This window comes from Dactylosporangium sp. CS-033363 (assembly GCF_050942475.1).
GTDB lineage: Bacteria > Actinomycetota > Actinomycetes > Mycobacteriales > Micromonosporaceae > Dactylosporangium.
The window spans coordinates 9809184-9824577 of sequence record NZ_CP192032.1 but is presented as its reverse complement, the minus strand read 5'-3'; the positions used below and the strand labels follow the sequence as shown (position 1 = coordinate 9824577).

14 protein-coding genes are annotated in these 15394 nt (G+C 70.1%); all 14 read left to right on the top strand.

Annotated features, from left to right (window positions below):
• The first annotated feature begins 117 nt into the window (after positions 1-117).
• The 14 genes from ACQPZ4_RS45285 to ACQPZ4_RS45220 all read left to right on the top strand — a co-directional run bounded on the left by ACQPZ4_RS45285 (position 118) and on the right by ACQPZ4_RS45220 (position 15248).
• On the top strand, positions 118-2754 hold the full coding sequence (locus ACQPZ4_RS45285; protein WP_433051071.1) for a chemotaxis protein CheW: 2637 nt from the start codon (positions 118-120) through the stop codon (positions 2752-2754).
• A gap of 2 nt (positions 2755-2756) precedes the next feature.
• On the top strand, positions 2757-3209 hold the full coding sequence (locus ACQPZ4_RS45280) for a chemotaxis protein CheW (protein WP_433051068.1): 453 nt from the start codon (positions 2757-2759) through the stop codon (positions 3207-3209).
• A gap of 94 nt (positions 3210-3303) precedes the next feature.
• On the top strand, positions 3304-4845 hold the full coding sequence (locus ACQPZ4_RS45275) for a methyl-accepting chemotaxis protein (protein ID WP_433051065.1): 1542 nt from the start codon (positions 3304-3306) through the stop codon (positions 4843-4845).
• Positions 4846-4954: 109 nt separating this feature from the next.
• Positions 4955-5848 carry a hypothetical protein gene (locus tag ACQPZ4_RS45270; RefSeq protein WP_433051062.1) on the top strand — a complete coding sequence of 298 codons (894 nt, stop codon included), beginning with the start codon at positions 4955-4957 and terminating at the stop codon, positions 5846-5848.
• Positions 5849-6476: 628 nt separating this feature from the next.
• Positions 6477-7679 carry a protein-glutamate methylesterase/protein-glutamine glutaminase gene (locus tag ACQPZ4_RS45265; protein WP_433051059.1) on the top strand — a complete coding sequence of 401 codons (1203 nt, stop codon included), beginning with the start codon at positions 6477-6479 and terminating at the stop codon, positions 7677-7679.
• Positions 7676-8533 (top strand): CheR family methyltransferase, encoded by an 858-nt coding sequence (locus ACQPZ4_RS45260; RefSeq protein WP_433051056.1) that lies wholly within the window; start codon positions 7676-7678, stop codon positions 8531-8533. Before ACQPZ4_RS45265 ends, ACQPZ4_RS45260 begins: the two co-directional genes overlap by 4 nt.
• Positions 8534-8539: 6 nt before the next feature.
• Positions 8540-8941, top strand: a complete 402-nt coding sequence (locus tag ACQPZ4_RS45255; RefSeq protein WP_433051053.1) for a response regulator — start codon at positions 8540-8542, stop codon at positions 8939-8941.
• Positions 8938-9411, top strand: coding sequence for a chemotaxis protein CheX (locus ACQPZ4_RS45250; RefSeq protein WP_433051050.1), 474 nt, complete (start codon positions 8938-8940; stop codon positions 9409-9411). The genes ACQPZ4_RS45255 and ACQPZ4_RS45250 overlap by 4 nt, the downstream gene beginning before the upstream one ends.
• A complete protein-coding gene (locus tag ACQPZ4_RS45245) occupies positions 9408-9770 on the top strand; it encodes a response regulator (protein ID WP_433051047.1) in 363 nt (120 codons plus the stop codon). The genes ACQPZ4_RS45250 and ACQPZ4_RS45245 overlap by 4 nt, the downstream gene beginning before the upstream one ends.
• Before the next feature lie 8 nt (positions 9771-9778).
• Positions 9779-10261 carry a hypothetical protein gene (locus ACQPZ4_RS45240; protein WP_433051044.1) on the top strand — a complete coding sequence of 161 codons (483 nt, stop codon included), beginning with the start codon at positions 9779-9781 and terminating at the stop codon, positions 10259-10261.
• 118 nt (positions 10262-10379) lie between these two features.
• Positions 10380-11405: a LacI family DNA-binding transcriptional regulator gene (locus tag ACQPZ4_RS45235; RefSeq protein ID WP_433051041.1), complete on the top strand. Its 1026-nt coding sequence runs from the start codon at positions 10380-10382 to the stop codon at positions 11403-11405.
• Between the two features lie 426 nt (positions 11406-11831).
• Positions 11832-13229: an ABC transporter substrate-binding protein gene (locus ACQPZ4_RS45230; protein WP_433051038.1), complete on the top strand. Its 1398-nt coding sequence runs from the start codon at positions 11832-11834 to the stop codon at positions 13227-13229.
• Positions 13230-13323: 94 nt separating this feature from the next.
• On the top strand, positions 13324-14268 hold the full coding sequence (locus ACQPZ4_RS45225) for a carbohydrate ABC transporter permease (protein ID WP_433051035.1): 945 nt from the start codon (positions 13324-13326) through the stop codon (positions 14266-14268).
• Complete coding sequence (locus tag ACQPZ4_RS45220; RefSeq protein WP_433051032.1) at positions 14265-15248, top strand: carbohydrate ABC transporter permease; 984 nt, start codon at positions 14265-14267, stop codon at positions 15246-15248. Before ACQPZ4_RS45225 ends, ACQPZ4_RS45220 begins: the two co-directional genes overlap by 4 nt.
• Positions 15249-15394: the final 146 nt, after the last annotated feature.

Below are 15394 nucleotides of genomic sequence, written 5' to 3'. Positions count from 1 at the left end.
CACAGGATCTCCTTTACCGGACACGCCGAGTGCCGATTGTCCCAGTGGGTGCGAACCGCGGGGTTCGTCCCGGTGCGTGTCGTGTCCCCTGGGTGGGGTCGAAAGGAGCGCCTGGTCGTGAGCGATTTGGGTGACATTGTCCAGGAGTTTCTCGTCGAGTCCCACGAGAACCTCGACCAGCTGGACCGGGACCTGGTCGCGCTCGAGGCCCAGCCGGGCTCGCGCGAGCTGCTCTCCTCGATCTTCCGGACGATCCACACCATCAAGGGCACCTCGGGGTTCCTGGCCTTCCACCGGCTCGAGAAGGTCACCCACGTCGGCGAGTCGCTGCTGTCGCGGCTGCGCGACGGCGCGCAGGAGATGACGCCGGCCACCACCGACGCGCTGTTGCGCATGGTCGACACGGTGCGCGGGCTGCTCTCCGAGATCGAGGAGAACGGGCAGGAGCTGCCGGGCGACGACTCCGAGGTGGTCGCCGCGGTCAACGCCTGCATCACCGACGACGCCACCAAAGCCGCAACCCCCGCCCCGCCAGCCGCTGAAGCCGCGCCTGCTGAAGCCGCGCCTGCTGAAGCCGCGCCTGCTGAAGCCGCGCCTGCTGAAGCCGCGCCTGCCGCTGAAGCCGCGCCCGCCGCACCGGCCACGCCCGCCCCGGCCGCCGCTGCGCCCGAGGCCACGGTCGTCGAGGGCACCCCCGTGGTCGTCGAGCCGCCGGCCGAGGTCGTCGTGGTCCAGCCGGTCGTCGCGGTGATCGAGACCCCGGCCGCATCCCCGCCGCCCGCCGCCGCGCCGGCCGCCGCGCCCGCGCCCGCCGCAACCGCTCAGCCTGCTGAAGCCGCCGCCCTGTCACCCGCCGCGCCCGCGCCTGCAGCGACGCCTGCCGCTACGACGCCTGCCGCCGCCCCACCCGCAGCCGCCGGGGCCGCTGCCGCGGGGGCCTCCGGGGCCGCCGGCGCGGGTGGAGACAAGGCGCCTGCGAAGCCAGCCGGGGCCAAGCCCGCCACGCCCGAGCCGGGCGAGGAGGGCACCTCCCGCCGCAGCGTCGCCGACCAGTCCATCCGCGTCGACGTCGACCTGCTCGACAAGCTCATGAACCTCGTCGGCGAGCTCGTACTGACCCGCAACCAGCTCGTGCGGGCCATCGGCACCGTCTCCGACCCCGGCATGACCCGCACCGGCCAGCGGCTCAACCTCATCACCTCCGAGCTGCAGGAATCGGTGATGAAGACCCGCATGCAGGCGATCGACCACATCTGGTCGAAGCTGCCCCGGGTCGTGCGCGACCTCTCCTCGACCTTCGGTAAGCAGATCAAGCTGGCCCAGGAGGGCAAGGAGACCGAGCTCGACCGCTCCCTGCTGGAAGCGGTCAAGGACCCGCTGACCCACCTCGTGCGCAACGCCGTCGACCACGGGATCGAGACGCCCGCCGACCGGATCGCGGCCGGCAAGCCCGCCGAGGGGACGCTGACCCTGCGCGCGTACCACGAGGGCGGCCACGTCATCGTCGAGGTCCGCGACGACGGGTCCGGCATCGACCCCGACAAGATCGCGCGGATCGGCGTGGAGAAGGGCATCGTCTCCCGCGACCAGCTCGCCGCCATGGACAAGCGCGAGATCCTCGGCCTGGTGTTCAAGCCCGGCTTCTCCACCGCGAAGGCGGTCACCAACGTCTCCGGCCGCGGCGTCGGCATGGACGTGGTGAAGACGAACATCGAGCGGATCGGCGGCGCCGTCGACGTCGACTCGGTGGTCGGCAAGGGGACCACCTGGCGGCTCACGATCCCGCTGACGCTCGCGATCATCCAGGCGCTGACCATCGAGTGCGCGGAGGAGCGCTACGTCATCCCCCAGGTGGCGGTGCACGAGCTGGTCTATCTCGACGGCCAGTCCGGTCGTGTCGTCGAACATGCGATGGGCGCTCCGGTGTACCGCCTGAGAGGCAAACTCCTCCCGCTCGTCTACCTCGACGAGACCCTCGGCGTGGCGCACGGCGGCGAGCACGACACCGACGTCTACGTGGCGGTACTGCAGGCGGAGGGCAAGCGCTTCGGGCTCGTGGTCGACCGCGTCCTCAACACCGAGGAGGTCGTGGTCAAGCCGCTCACGTCGCGGTTCAAGGACATCGGGGTGTACGCCGGGGCCACCCTGCTCGGCGACGGCCGGGTCGCGCTGATCCTCGACGTGGCCTCGCTCGCCCGCCGGGCCCACCTGGCCGCCAGCGGCGAGCGGGAGAACGCTGAGGCGACCGTGCGCCGGGGTGGCGGCAACGCCGACCGGCTGCTCATCGCCGGCGTCGGCGACCGGCGGGTGGCGATCCCGCTGGACATGGTCACCCGGCTCGAGGAGTTCCCGGTCGAGCGGATCGAGCGGACCGGGAGCCGGGAGGTCGTGCAGTACCGCGACCAGATCCTGCCCGTGCTGCGCCTGTCCCACCTGCTGGGGGCCTACGAGACAGAAGCAGGTCCGACGGTACCGGTGGTCGTCTACACCGAGAACGGCCGCTCGGTCGCGCTCGCCGTGGAGAAGATCATCGACATCGTCGAGGAGGGCCTGGACGACTCCAAGCGCGACTTCGGCGACGACGGCCTGCTCGGCTCGGCCGTCATCCAGCAGCGGGTTACCGAGCTGCTGGACGTGCGGCGGGCCATCCTCGCCGCCGACCCGCTGTTCCACACGTCGATGGACCCGTACGAGCAGTACCAGACCGGCACCGACGCCGACTACACCTCCTCCTACCAGCCCGCCGGAGCCTAGCCATGGCCAGCCGCCAGTACGCCACCTTCGAGGTCGCCGACCAGCTCTTCGGCCTCGACGTCGCCAAGGTCCAGGAGGTCCTCTCCTTCGACCAGTACACGCCCGTGCCGCTGGCCCCCGAGTCCGTCGGCGGCCTGTTCAACCTGCGCGGCCAGGTCATCGCCGCGGTGGACCTGCGGGTGCAGCTCGGGCTGCCGCCGCGCACGAAGACCGCGGAGCCGGCGATGAACGTCATCGTCAAGACCGACGAGGAGTCGGTGTCGCTGCTCGTGGACCGCATCGGCGAGGTCGTGACGCTGCAGGACGACACGTTCGAGCCGCCGCCGGACACCCTGCAGGGCCGCGCCCGCGCGCTCATCACCGGCGCGTTCAAGCTCGACGGCCGGCTGCTGCTCGCCCTGGACACCCAGAAGGCCGTCAACACCAACCCGCCCGGAACCACCCGCGAGGAATAGCGCCCATGAGTGGCATGAACCGGAGCGGTGCGCCCGCTCATCGGCAGCACGGGACTGAGCCCGGCCCGGCGACGCACCGCGCGGAGGTGCCGGCATGAGCTGGTTCACCAACCGCAGCGTGCGGGCGAAGGTCCTCACCGCGATCGCGGTCGGCGGCATCGTCACGCTCGTCATCACGTTCTTCGGGCTCAAGTCGCTCAGCAGTGCCAACGACACCATGCGGCAGTTCACCGCGCAGAACCGGCAGTTCGTCGCGCTGTCCGAGGTGCGCCAGTCGCTGACCGACATCATCGGCTCGCTCAACACCGACCAGCAGAAGGCCGCGGACGCCGATCTGGCCGAAGCCATCGCGCGGTACCGCGAGGGCGCCCCCACCGACCGCGCCGCCGACCTCACGATCATCGAGAACGCGGTGCAGGCGTACCGCGAGGTGCGCGACGGCGTCGCGGCGCAGGCGATCGCGACGGGCGGGGTCGCGCAGTACGTCACGGTGATGTCGGCCCAGGGCCAGCCGCAGCTGACGAAGGCCAAGGAGGCCATCGGGCGGCTGCAGGACAAGGATATCGCGCAGGCCGAGGCGTGGCGGACCAGCGCCGAGGACGACTACAGCACCAGCCGGATGCTGATGATCATCGCGGCCGTGGTCGGGCTCGCCGCGGCGTTCGGGATCGGGTTGTGGGTCACCGCGCTGGTCGTCAAGCCGCTGCGGCGGGTCGCCGACGTGCTCGGCGCGGTGGCCGACGGGGACCTGACCACCAAGGTCGACGTGCGCTCCACCGACGAGGTCGGGGTGATGGCCGCGGCGCTGAACAAGGCCACGGACAGCATGCGCGTGACGGTGCAGACGATGGACCACACGGCCACGTCGCTGGCCTCCTCGGCCGGCGACCTGACCGGGGTGAGCGCGCAGATCGCCGCCGGCACCGGCGAGGTCAGCGACCAGGCCGGCGTCGTCGCGCTCGCGGCCGAGGAGGTCTCGCGCAACGTGCAGACCGTGGCCGCCGGGGCCGACGAGATGGGCGTGTCGATCCGCGAGATCGCGCAGAACGCGAGCGAGGCGGCCAAGGTGGCCTCGCAGGCGGTGATGGCGGCCGAGTCGACCAACCAGGCGGTGAGCCGGCTGGGGGAGTCCTCGACCGAGATCGGCAACGTGGTCAAGGTGATCACCTCGATCGCCGAGCAGACCAACCTGCTCGCGCTCAACGCCACCATCGAGGCGGCCCGGGCGGGCGAGGCGGGCAAGGGCTTCGCGGTCGTGGCCAACGAGGTCAAGGACCTCGCCCAGGAGACCGCGCGGGCGACCGAGGACATCTCCCGGCGGGTCGAGGCGATCCAGGCCGACACCACCGGCGCGGTCGCGGCGATCGGCGAGATCGGCCAGATCATCTCGCGGATCAACGACTACCAGCTCACCATCGCCTCGGCGGTGGAGGAGCAGACGGCCACCACGAACGAGATGAACCGCAGTGTGGGCGAGGCCGCGACCGGCTCGGCCGAGATCGCGACCAACGTCTCCACGGTGGCCTCGGCGACCCAGAACACGTCACGCAACGTAGCCGAAGCGCAACGCGCGGCAAGCGATTTGTCGCGCATGTCGAGCGAGATGCGCGCGCTGGTGGCGCGGTTCCGGATCTGAGGGGCGCGTTCCCGGAGGCGGGCGTGGGGGCGGCTGTCGGTCACCGGCAGTCGCCCCCGGCCCTTTCGGTGGACAGACCGGGGTGCAGCTGCGTTGCAGACTAGTTGCCATGTACAGCCTGGTTAGCGCCCCCGTTCTCGGCTTCGACCTCTCCCGCCTGCAGGGCGGATCGGCCGCTGCTGATGTGCTGCTCCGCGGTCTGACCCTCACGCAGAGTGACCTTCCGTCGGTCGCCGCGGCCCGGTCCGACGACGACTGGGACCGGATCGACCTCTGGCGCGACGTCGACGCCGCCGCCCAGGAGCGCCGGGCGAACGCCGCCGACGCCGGCACGCTGACCGTCATCGAGCGCGCGCCGCTGGGCACCCTCGACGGGCTGCTGCACTGCCTGCGGTACGACGTGCTCGACTGGACCTGGGGCAAGCGCCCGGCGCCGTCGGCCACCATGCCCACCCCGCAGGCCCGCACCCCGCGGCAGCGGCAGAGCCCGGTCGCCAGCAAGGCCACCGGCGTGCTCTCCGACGCCGCCGCGGCCGCCTACCTGCGCGAGCTGCTCTCCGACGACTCCCGCCGCAAGCTCGCGGCCCCGTTCGTCTCGGCCGTGCGCACCCTGCCCGAGCGCGAGCAGGACCTGGGCCCGCAGGCCGACGACGTGCACCGCCTGCTCACCCGCGTCGGCGCGCTGACCGCCGACGAGATGCGCAGCCTGAACAAGGTCACCGACAGCTCCCGCCCCGGCCTGTCCGACTGGGCCCCGGCAGTGCACTCGGCCTCCTGGGCCGTCTTCCTTTCGGGCCGCGTCCGCGCCGGCGCCGCCGCCCAGCTCCTGCTCGTCCAGGCCCTGGACCGCTCCGGCGTCCCCGTGGCCGACCGCGCCGGCGGCGTCTGGAACCTGCTGAGCGGCGCCGTCCAGGCCCTCATGGTCCGCGACCTGCTCGACTCGGCCACCGCCCGCCGCCTCCTCGACCCGTACTTCACCGCCCTCGGCCCCCTCGCGAGCTGAACCGGCCCCCCGCACGGCGGAGACGGCGAACCGGCCCCCGCGCGGCGGAAGCGGCGAGACGGCAAGACGGCTAACGGCTCCCACGCGGCGGAAGCGGCGAGACGGCGAACCGGCTCCCACGCGGCGGAAGCGGCGAGACGGCAAGACGGCGAAACGGCCCCCGCGCGGCGGAAGCGGCGACGGCGAAACGGCCGCCACGAGGCGGCGACGGCGAAACGGCGTCCGTGCGGCGGAGGCGGCGAAACGGCCCCCGCGCGGCGGAAGCGCGAGACGGCGAAACGGCCGCCACGAGGCGGAGACCGCGAAACGGCCTCGGCTCGGTGGAAACGGCTGTGCGCGGCGGAAGCGGCGAGATGGCGAAATGGCGAAATGGCGAAATGGCCAAGCGCGGCGGAAACGGCGAAGCGCGGCGAAAACGGCGACGCGGCGGCCGAAATGCCGCGCTGAGACCGCGTAAGGCGGAACAAGAAGCACCCAAGGCGCACCCCGCCGCTGTCCGGAATGCTCCGGGCAGCGGCGGTTCTTTTGGAATTTCCCTTATCCACGCCGGATGCGACGCCGATTAGCCCGCTGGAACGTGACGGGCCTCGCAAGTGCCGCGGGCCCCCCGGTGCTGGAGGCAAGGCGCGTGATCTCGGTTCTGGTCGTGGACGACTCGGTCGTCGTCCGGCGTCTGATCACCGACGCGCTCGGCGACGACCCGGAGATCCGCGTGGTGGGCACCGCCCCCAACGGCAAGGTCGCGCTCACCAAGATCGAGCAGTTGCGCCCGGATCTGGTCACGCTCGACATCGAGATGCCGATCATGGACGGGCTGCAGACCATGCGGGCGATCCGGGCGAAGTACGCGCGGCTTCCCGTCATCATGTTCTCCACGCTCACCGCGGCCGGGGCGACCGCCACGCTCGACGCGCTCTCGGCCGGGGCCAGCGACTACGTGACCAAGCCGGCCAACGTCGGGTCGGTCGCCGAGAGCATCCGCAGCGTTCGCGAGCAGATCATCCCGCGCATCCACGCGCTGTGCGGCGGGCGGCGCAGCGCGCTGGCCCCGCCGCTGCGGCCCGGCCTGGCGCCGGGGCGGCCGCTGCCGGGCACCGCGCACACCCCTGCCGCGCCGCCGTTGACGCGTCCGGGCGGGACGCCGCTGCCGGGGGTCGTGCGGCCGCCGAACGTGCCGCCGGGCGGGCCGGCCGCGGCGCCCATCCGCACCGCGCCGCGCACGGGTGGCGTCGAGTGCGTGGCCATCGGGTGCTCGACCGGCGGGCCGGACGCGCTCACGGCGGTGGTCCGGGCGCTGCCGGCGAGCCTGCCGGTGCCCGTGGTGGTGGTGCAGCACATGCCGCCCGTCTTCACGAAGATGTTCGCCGACCGGCTCGACCGCACCGCCGCGCTGACCGTCGTGGAGGCGGCCGGGGACATGCCGGTGCGGCCCGGGACGGTCTACATCGCGCCGGGCGACTTCCATCTGGAGGTACACCGGCGTGGAACCGAGGTGGTGACCAAGCTCAACACCGGGCCGCCGGAGAACTTCTGCCGGCCGGCCGTGGACGTGCTCTTCCGGTCGGTGGCCCGCACCTACGGCGGCGGGACGCTGGCGATCATCCTGACCGGCATGGGCCAGGACGGGAAGCGCGGCGCGGAGCAGCTGCGCTCGGCGGGGGCCGAGATCGTGGCCCAGGACGAGGCGACCTCGGTCGTCTGGGGCATGCCGGGCGCGGTCGCGCAGGCCGGCCTCGCGCACGCCGTGCTGCCGCTGGGCGAGATCGCGAACCATCTCATCAGCCGTACCGCAGGTGGCCGCGGCGCGAAGTCCATGGAGGTGACCCGATGACCTTGACCGCCCAGGAGTTCGCCTTCATCAGCGGCCTCGTCCGCCGGGACGCGGCGATCGTGCTGGAGGCCGGCAAGGAGTACCTGGTCGAGGCGCGGCTGCTGCCCCTCGCGCGCCAGTCGGGCCTGCCCACCGTTTCGGAGTTCGTCAACCGGGCCCAGCTGCGGCCGGAGCCGGAGATCCACGCCAAGATCGTCGATGCGCTCACCACCAACGAGACCTCGTTCTTCCGCGACGGGGAGCCGTTCAAGCAGCTGGTCGACACGGTGCTGCCGGACCTGCTGCAGCGCCGGGCGAGCACCCGCACGATCAAGGTGTGGTCGGCCGCGAGCTCGAGTGGGCAGGAGCCGTACACCCTCGCCATGGTCCTGCAGGACAACCTGCCGCCGGGCTGGTCCTTCGACATCCTGGGCACCGACATCTCGACCGAGATGCTCACCCGCGCGGAGGCCGGGCAGTACACCCAGCTGGAGGTCAACCGCGGCCTGCCCGCGCCGCTGCTGGTCAAGCACTTCGAGCGCCAGGGCGCGCACTGGAAGGTCGCGCCGACGCTGCGCAAGAACGTGACGTTCCGCCGGCTCAACCTGGCGGCGCCGTTCCCGCCGATGGGTCCCTTCGACATCGTGTTCATCCGCAACGTGCTCATCTACTTCGATGTGCAGACGAAGCGGAGCGTGCTGCAGCGGGTCGCCGGGACGCTGCGCCCGGACGGGTGGCTCTTCCTCGGCTCGGCCGAGACGACGATCGGCATCGATGACAGGTTTGAACGGGTGGTCGCCGGCCGCACGTCCGCATACAAGCTCCGGGCGGCCGGCAAGGCCGCCAGCCCCGTGAGCGCTGTAGGAAAGGGGTGAAGCCAGATGCTCACCATGGTGATCGACGATTCGCGTGCGATGCGCATGATCCTCAAGCGGATCGTGGCCCAGCTGGGCTTCGACGTGGTCGAGGCGGGCAACGGGCAAGAGGCGATGGACTACCTCAAGGCCAACGTTCTCGAGGGTGACGGCGAGGTCCCCGGCCTGGCGCTCGTGGACTGGAACATGCCCGAGATGAACGGGCTGGAGTTCGTCACGGCGGTCCGCGCCGAGCCGCGGCTGCGCAGCATGACGCTGATGATGGTGACGACGGAGAGCGAGCAGAGCCAGATCGTGCGGGCGCTCGCGTCGGGGGCACACGAGTACGTGATCAAGCCCTTCACCCCGGACGCCATCATCGACAAGCTCGCGCTGCTCGGCCTGGTCCCGAACGGAGTCGCGGCATGACGAATCCGACCGAAGAGGACCTGAAGGTCATCGCGGACCAGGTCTGGTCCTCCTACCTCGATCTGGACGGCGCGAGTCCGCTGGTGCCGGTGGCGCACGAGAAACCCACCGACGACGTGACCGCGTCCGTCTCGGTCACCGGCGCCTGGCGCGGGCACGTCCTGGTGAGCTGCTCCGAGGCGGCGGCCAAGCACGTCGCGGCCGCGCTGCTGGGCATCGACTTCGACGACGTGGCCGAGGAGGACGTCGCCGACGCCCTGGGCGAGCTCGCGAACATCATCGGCGGCAACGTCAAGAGCCTCCTGCCGGAGCCCTGCGCCCTGTCGCTGCCGCACGTGCACGTCGACGGGGCCAGCGGCCGGTACCCGTCGGTCACCGAGGTCTGCCACCTCGAGGGCACGTGGATGGCCGAGTCCGTCACCGTCACCGTTCTGGAAAGCACCGCCGATCTCGCTGGAGCACCCGCATGAAAATTCTGATCGCCGACGACAGCCGGGTGATGCGCCAGATCGTGACCCGGACCCTGCGGCAGGCCGGGTTCGAGGGGCACGACCTCGTGGAGGCCAGCGACGGGCAGGAGGCCTTCGACAAGACGGTGAGCGAGAAGCCGGACCTGGTGCTGTCCGACTGGAACATGCCGCACATGACCGGGGTCGAGGTGCTGCGGATGCTGCGCGCCAACGGCAATCAGGTCCCGTTCGGGTTCGTCACGTCCGAGGGCACGCCGGAGATGCGCCAGGCGGCCGAGGACGCCGGCGCGCTGTTCCTGGTCACGAAGCCGTTCACAGCCGACACTTTCAAGGACGCGCTCGATCCTATTTTGGGATGATATGACCTATGTCGCATGTTCTGCCCGTTCCGAAGGCCGTCAAGGATCTGTTTGACGACCTGCTCGGCCGGCCGGTCACCGTGAACCCGGCCGACCCCCTCAAAGCCGCCGACGTTCCCCGCGAACTGTTCGCCCTCTACACCGACGAACGGCTGCAGCTGATGGCCGTGATCGGAATGGACTTCGAGCTCACCGCGTACGCCGGCGCGGCGATCGGCCTGATCCCGCCCGGTGGCGCGGAGGCGTGCATCGAGGACAAGGAGATCTCGAAGATGATCGGCGAGAACGCCGTCGAGATCTGCAACATCCTCGCCGGGCTGATCAACAAGGAGGACGCGCCGCGGGTCAAGCTGCACCAGACGTTCCTGCCAGGTGGCAACCCGCCGGCGGACGCGGTCAACTACCTGCTCGCCCTCGGTCGCCGGCTCGACCTCCGGGTGGATGTTTCAGGCTACGGCGGCGGCAAGATCTCGATCGCGCTCACCGCCTGACGCGGTGCCCGGAAAATCCCGCATTTTTCGGGCACCCACCCGGCCCGGTCGCCGGCCCCGCTGATGCGTGGGCGACATCGTGCAAAAAATTGCGTAGTCATGCACTACGCTTGCGGGCATGACTCGACGACTCGCTGAGGTGGCGAAGTACGCCGGCGTGAGCGAGGCGACCGTGAGTCGGGTGCTCAACGGCAAGCCAGGCATCTCCGACGCGACCCGCACGGCGGTGCTCACCGCGCTCGACGTGCTCGGCTACGAGCGCCCGACCAAGCTGCGGGGCGAACGTGCCCGGCTGGTCGGCCTCGTGCTGCCGGAACTGCAAAACCCGATCTTCCCGGCCTTCGCCGAAGTGGTCGCCGGAGCGCTGTCCAAGCGCGGCTTCACCCCGGTGCTCTGCACGCGGACCGCGGACGGCGTCTCCGAGGCCGACTATGTCGAGATGCTGCTGGACCAGCACGTCTCCGGCATCATCTTCTGCGGCGGCCTCTACCACCAGGCGGCGGCCGAACACGAGCACTACCACCGCCTGCACGACCGCGGGCTGCCCGCCGTGCTGGTCAACGCGGCCATCGACGACCTGGGCTTCCCGCGCGTGTCGACCGATGACGGCCACGCGGTGGACCAGGCCTTCAACCACCTCAGTTCGCTGGGGCACAAGCGGATCGGGCTGATCCTGGGCCCGGCCGACCACGCCCCGTCCAACCGCAAGCTGGCCGCGTTCCAGGCGGCCGCGGCGGACTCGGACACCGTGAACGAGGACGACGTCGAGCGGGTCATCTTCTCGATGGAGGGCGGCCGCGCCGGCGCGACCAGGCTCATCAAGCACGGCGTCACCGGCATCATCTGCGCCTCCGACGTCCAGGCCCTGGGCGCGATACGGGCCGTGCGGCGGCTCGGCCGCGAGGTGCCCGACGACGTGTCGGTGGTCGGCTACGACGACTCGCTGTTCATGAACTGCACCGACCCGCCGCTGACCACGGTCCGCCAGCCCATCCAGGCGATGGGCCAGGCCGCCGTGACCCTGCTCGTCAGCCAGGTCGCGGGCACACTGGTGCCGACCGAGGAGATGCTCTTCGAGCCGGAGCTCGTCGTGCGCGGCTCCACCGGGGCCCTTCAGGAGGCCCGGGCCATCACGGCCGCCTAGGCAGCACGGAAAAGTCACAAGAGCGCCACGACTCCACGCGGAGTTGTGGCGCTCTTTTGCGCTGCGGTCGCAAACGAGTTGCTGGGCGCGCTCCCACTTGCAAGGCCCCCCGACGAGGGCTCCTGGCTGCGGGTTTTCGGCTGATTCCGTGCAAGTTGCGGGCCTGTGGGAGCGCGTCCGTGCAAGCGAGTGCTCGAAGATCATTAAAATTTTGCAACGGACCATGGACTTCTTGTGGGGCGTGAGCCTAATCTCTTGCCTACGCCAGGCCGAAACCCTGACGCGATGCGACGGAAACCGATCAGTAACGGGCCCTGCTGCACCCCGGCGGCCCGACGTCAGGCTGCGCACCCCGCGCGGAGCGGTCCAAGGTCGGACGCCCCACCGCTTTGCGCGGCTTCTACACCCCCCCAACAAGGAGCGACGATGAAGTACTCACGTACCTCCACGGTGGCGCTGGCCATCGTGGGTGCGCTCGCGCTCAGCAGCACGCTCGTCGCGTGTGGCTCGAGCGACGACGACGCCGGCAACGGCGGCTCGAGTTCGACCACGCTCGACCCGAACACCAAGGTCACGCTCAACGTCGTGGGTCTGCTCCCGGGTGCCAAGCCCGAGGCGCAGAAGGCCCTCGCCGACGAGGTCGCGGACTTCCAGAAGGAAAACCCGAACATCACGGTGAAGACCCACGACTACGAGTGGAAGGCCACCACGTTCGCGGCCGACCTCGCGGGTGGCACGCTGCCGACGGTGTTCGAGATCCCCTTCACCGACGCGAAGACGCTGATCGCGAACCAGCAGATCTCCGAGATGCAGAGCTACCTCAGCCAGCTCTCGTACGCCCAGAACTTCAACAAGAACCTGTTGCAGTACGGCACGGGCGAGGACGGCAAGGTCTACGCCATCCCGGCCAAGAGCATCTACGCCGTGGGTCTGCACTACAACCGTGACCTGTTCACCCAGGCCGGCCTCGACCCGAACAAGCCGCCGACCACGTGGGACGAGGTCCGCGCGGACGCCAAGGCGATCGCCACCAAGACCGGCCAGGCCGGCTTCGCCCAGATGTCCAAGGACGCCACGGGCGGCTGGCAGCTGACCGTCGACACCTACGCCCGCGGTGGGCGCATGGAGGACGGCAAGAAGGCCACCCTCAACAACGACGGCACCAAGGCCGCGCTGCAGTTCCTCAAGGACATGCGCTGGACCGACAACTCCATGGGCGCGAACTTCGACTACGACTGGTCGGGCATCAACCAGGCGTTCGCGGCCGGCAAGCTCGGCATGTACACCTCGGGCCAGGACGTCTACACGAGCCTCGTGCAGACCAACAACATCAACCCGAAGTCGTACGGCCTCACGATGATCCCGCTGACCGGCTCCGACGCCGGCGTGCTCGGCGGTGGCACCATGGCCGCCGTCTCCAGCAAGGCCAGCAACAACGAGAAGGCCGCGTCGGTCAAGTGGATCGACTACCACTACCTGCGCAAGTACACCAACCAGGACGCCGCCAAGAAGAACGCGGAGATCCAGGTCGCCAGCAAGCAGCCCGTGGGCACCCCCGAGCTGCCGATCTTCTCGCAGTCGCAGTACCAGCAGTACCAGGACTGGATCAAGTCCTACGTGAACGTCCCGCTGGACCAGATGACCTCCTTCACCGGCAAGGTCTTCGACGCCAAGCTCGTCAACGAGCCGGCGATCGCCACCCAGGACGTCTACAAGGCGCTCGACACGGTCGTGCAGGCCGTCCTGACCAACAAGGACGCCAACATCGACCAGCTGCTCACCGAGGCCAACACCAAGGCGCAGCGCGCCATCGACGCGGCCTGACGCTCCCGCACAACCCGTGAGGTGTGGGCCGCCGGGCAACCGGCGGCCCACACCCGGGGCTCCGCCCCTTGATCCAGGACTGGAGTGATGTGTCGTGAGTGCCGTCGGGGGCAGTCACAAGCCAGTGGTCGGTCACGTCCGCCGGCGCAACCCGGTCACCTGGGTGCAGCGCGGCGGCCTGAGCTCGGTGCTCTTCGCACTGCCGCTCCTGATCATCTTCGGTGTCTTCTCGTGGTGGCCGATCCTGCGGTCGGTCGTCATGAGCTTCCAGAAGACCAACCTCGTCGGCACGCCGAAGTGGGTCGGCTGGAACAACTTCCACTACGTGCTCACCGATCCCGACCTGCCCACGGCGATCCTGAACACCCTCTACTTCGCGCTGCTGGCCCTGGTGATCGGCTTCCCGATCCCGCTCGTGACCGCGGTGCTCATCAGCTCGGTACGGCGCCGCAAGGGCATCTACTCGGTGCTCGCCTACCTGCCGGTGGTCGTCCCGCCGGTCGTCGCCGTGCTGCTGTGGAAGTTCTTCTACGACGGCTCCAAGGACGGCGTGTTCAACACGATCCTCGGCTACGTCGGACTCGGCCCCTACAGCTGGCTGTCCAGCCCCGACCTCGCGATGCCCTCCCTCGTCGTCGAGGCGACCTGGGCCGCGGCCGGCGGGACGGTCATCATCTACCTGGCCGCGTTGATCGGCGTCCCCGACGAGCTCTACGACGCCGCCGAGGTGGACGGGGCCGGCATCTGGCGCAAGGTGTGGCACGTGACCATGCCGCAGCTGCGCGGCGTCCTGCTGATCACCTTCATCCTGCAGATCATCGGTACCGTCCAGGTCTTCCTCGAGCCGTACCTGTTCACCGGCGGCGGACCCGCAGGCGCCACGCAGACGATCCTGCTGATGATCTACGACTACGGGTTCGGCCGGTCCCTGGGCGGGAACTACGGAGCGGCGACCGCGCTGTCCGTCATGCTCGCCGCGTTCCTGGCCATCCTGTCCCTGGTGTACTTCAAGCTCACGTCGAGTTGGAGCAAGTCGTGACGAGCCAAACCACCATCCCGGCCCAGCCGCCGGAGGTCGTGACCCCGGTCGCCACCGGCCGGGTCCCGGGGCGGGTCAGCCGGCGCCGCAAGTCGCAGTTCGAGGGCAGCCGCGGCTACGTCTCCGCCCAGGACTGGCGCAACCCCCGGGTGAGCGCCACCATGAAGACCCTGCACGTCATCCTGCTGGTCCTGCTGCTCGTGGTCGGCATCGGCCCGATCCTGCTGCTGGCCAAGTACGCGATCACGCCCACCCAGGACATCATCCGTACCCCGCTCGCGGTCTTCCCGCACGGCGTGCGCTGGGCGAACATCAGCGAGGCCTGGAACGACGTCCAGATCAGCAAGTACTTCCTCAACACGATCTGGCTGGCGGCCGGCTCCTGGTTCGTGCAGATGCTCGTGGCCACCACCGGCGGCTTCGTGCTCTCCGTCCTGCGCCCGGCCTGGGGCAAGATCGTCAACGGGCTGGTCATCGCGACCCTGTTCGTGCCGAGCGTCGTGCTGCTGGTGCCGCTGTACCTCACGATCCTCAACCCGCCGGTCGTCGGTACCTCGCTCATCAACAACTTCCTGGCCGTCTGGCTGCCCTCCGGCGCGAGCGCGTTCAACGTCGTGCTCGTGACGCGGTTCTTCGACAGCCTCCCGCGCGAGGTGTTCGAGGCGGCCAGGGTCGACGGGGCCAGCTCGTTCCGGCTGTTCTGGTCGGTCGTCCTGCCGATGTCCAAGCCCATCCTCGGCGTCGTGTCGGTGTTCGCCACCATCGCCAGCTGGAAGGACTTCCTCTGGCCGATGCTGGTGCTCAAGGACCCGTCCAAGCAGCCGCTGTCGGTGCGCCTGCCCGCGATCGCGTCGCAGACCGACCTGGGTGTGTTCCTGGCGTCCCTGGCCATCTCGACGGCCATCCCGGTCGTGTTCTTCCTCGTCTTCCAGCGCCTGTTCCTCTCCGGCGCCGGGCTGGGCGGGGCCGTCAAGGGCTGATCCCGCAGCGCCGGTTCCGCTCCGGCACCGGACTGGGCAGGGCCGTCAAGGGCTGAGCCGCAGCGCCGGGCTGGGCAGGGCCGTCAAGGGCTGAGCCTCGACCGCCGTCAAACGCTTTCACCACTCGATCTACGCAGAAAGCAGGT

What these genes read in the sequence shown, in the direction of transcription:
- ACQPZ4_RS45280 (WP_433051068.1), top strand. Translation starts at nt 2,757, where the DNA reads ATGGCCAGCCGCCAGTACGCCACCTTCGAGGTCGCCGACCAGCTCTTC.
- ACQPZ4_RS45260 (WP_433051056.1), top strand. Translation starts at nt 7,676, where the DNA reads ATGACCTTGACCGCCCAGGAGTTCGCCTTCATCAGCGGCCTCGTCCGC.
- ACQPZ4_RS45235 (WP_433051041.1), top strand. Translation starts at nt 10,380, where the DNA reads ATGACTCGACGACTCGCTGAGGTGGCGAAGTACGCCGGCGTGAGCGAG.
- ACQPZ4_RS45270 (WP_433051062.1), top strand. Translation starts at nt 4,955, where the DNA reads ATGTACAGCCTGGTTAGCGCCCCCGTTCTCGGCTTCGACCTCTCCCGC.
- ACQPZ4_RS45230 (WP_433051038.1), top strand. Translation starts at nt 11,832, where the DNA reads ATGAAGTACTCACGTACCTCCACGGTGGCGCTGGCCATCGTGGGTGCG.
- ACQPZ4_RS45255 (WP_433051053.1), top strand. Translation starts at nt 8,540, where the DNA reads ATGCTCACCATGGTGATCGACGATTCGCGTGCGATGCGCATGATCCTC.
- ACQPZ4_RS45245 (WP_433051047.1), top strand. Translation starts at nt 9,408, where the DNA reads ATGAAAATTCTGATCGCCGACGACAGCCGGGTGATGCGCCAGATCGTG.
- ACQPZ4_RS45275 (WP_433051065.1), top strand. Translation starts at nt 3,304, where the DNA reads ATGAGCTGGTTCACCAACCGCAGCGTGCGGGCGAAGGTCCTCACCGCG.
- ACQPZ4_RS45240 (WP_433051044.1), top strand. Translation starts at nt 9,779, where the DNA reads ATGTCGCATGTTCTGCCCGTTCCGAAGGCCGTCAAGGATCTGTTTGAC.
- ACQPZ4_RS45250 (WP_433051050.1), top strand. Translation starts at nt 8,938, where the DNA reads ATGACGAATCCGACCGAAGAGGACCTGAAGGTCATCGCGGACCAGGTC.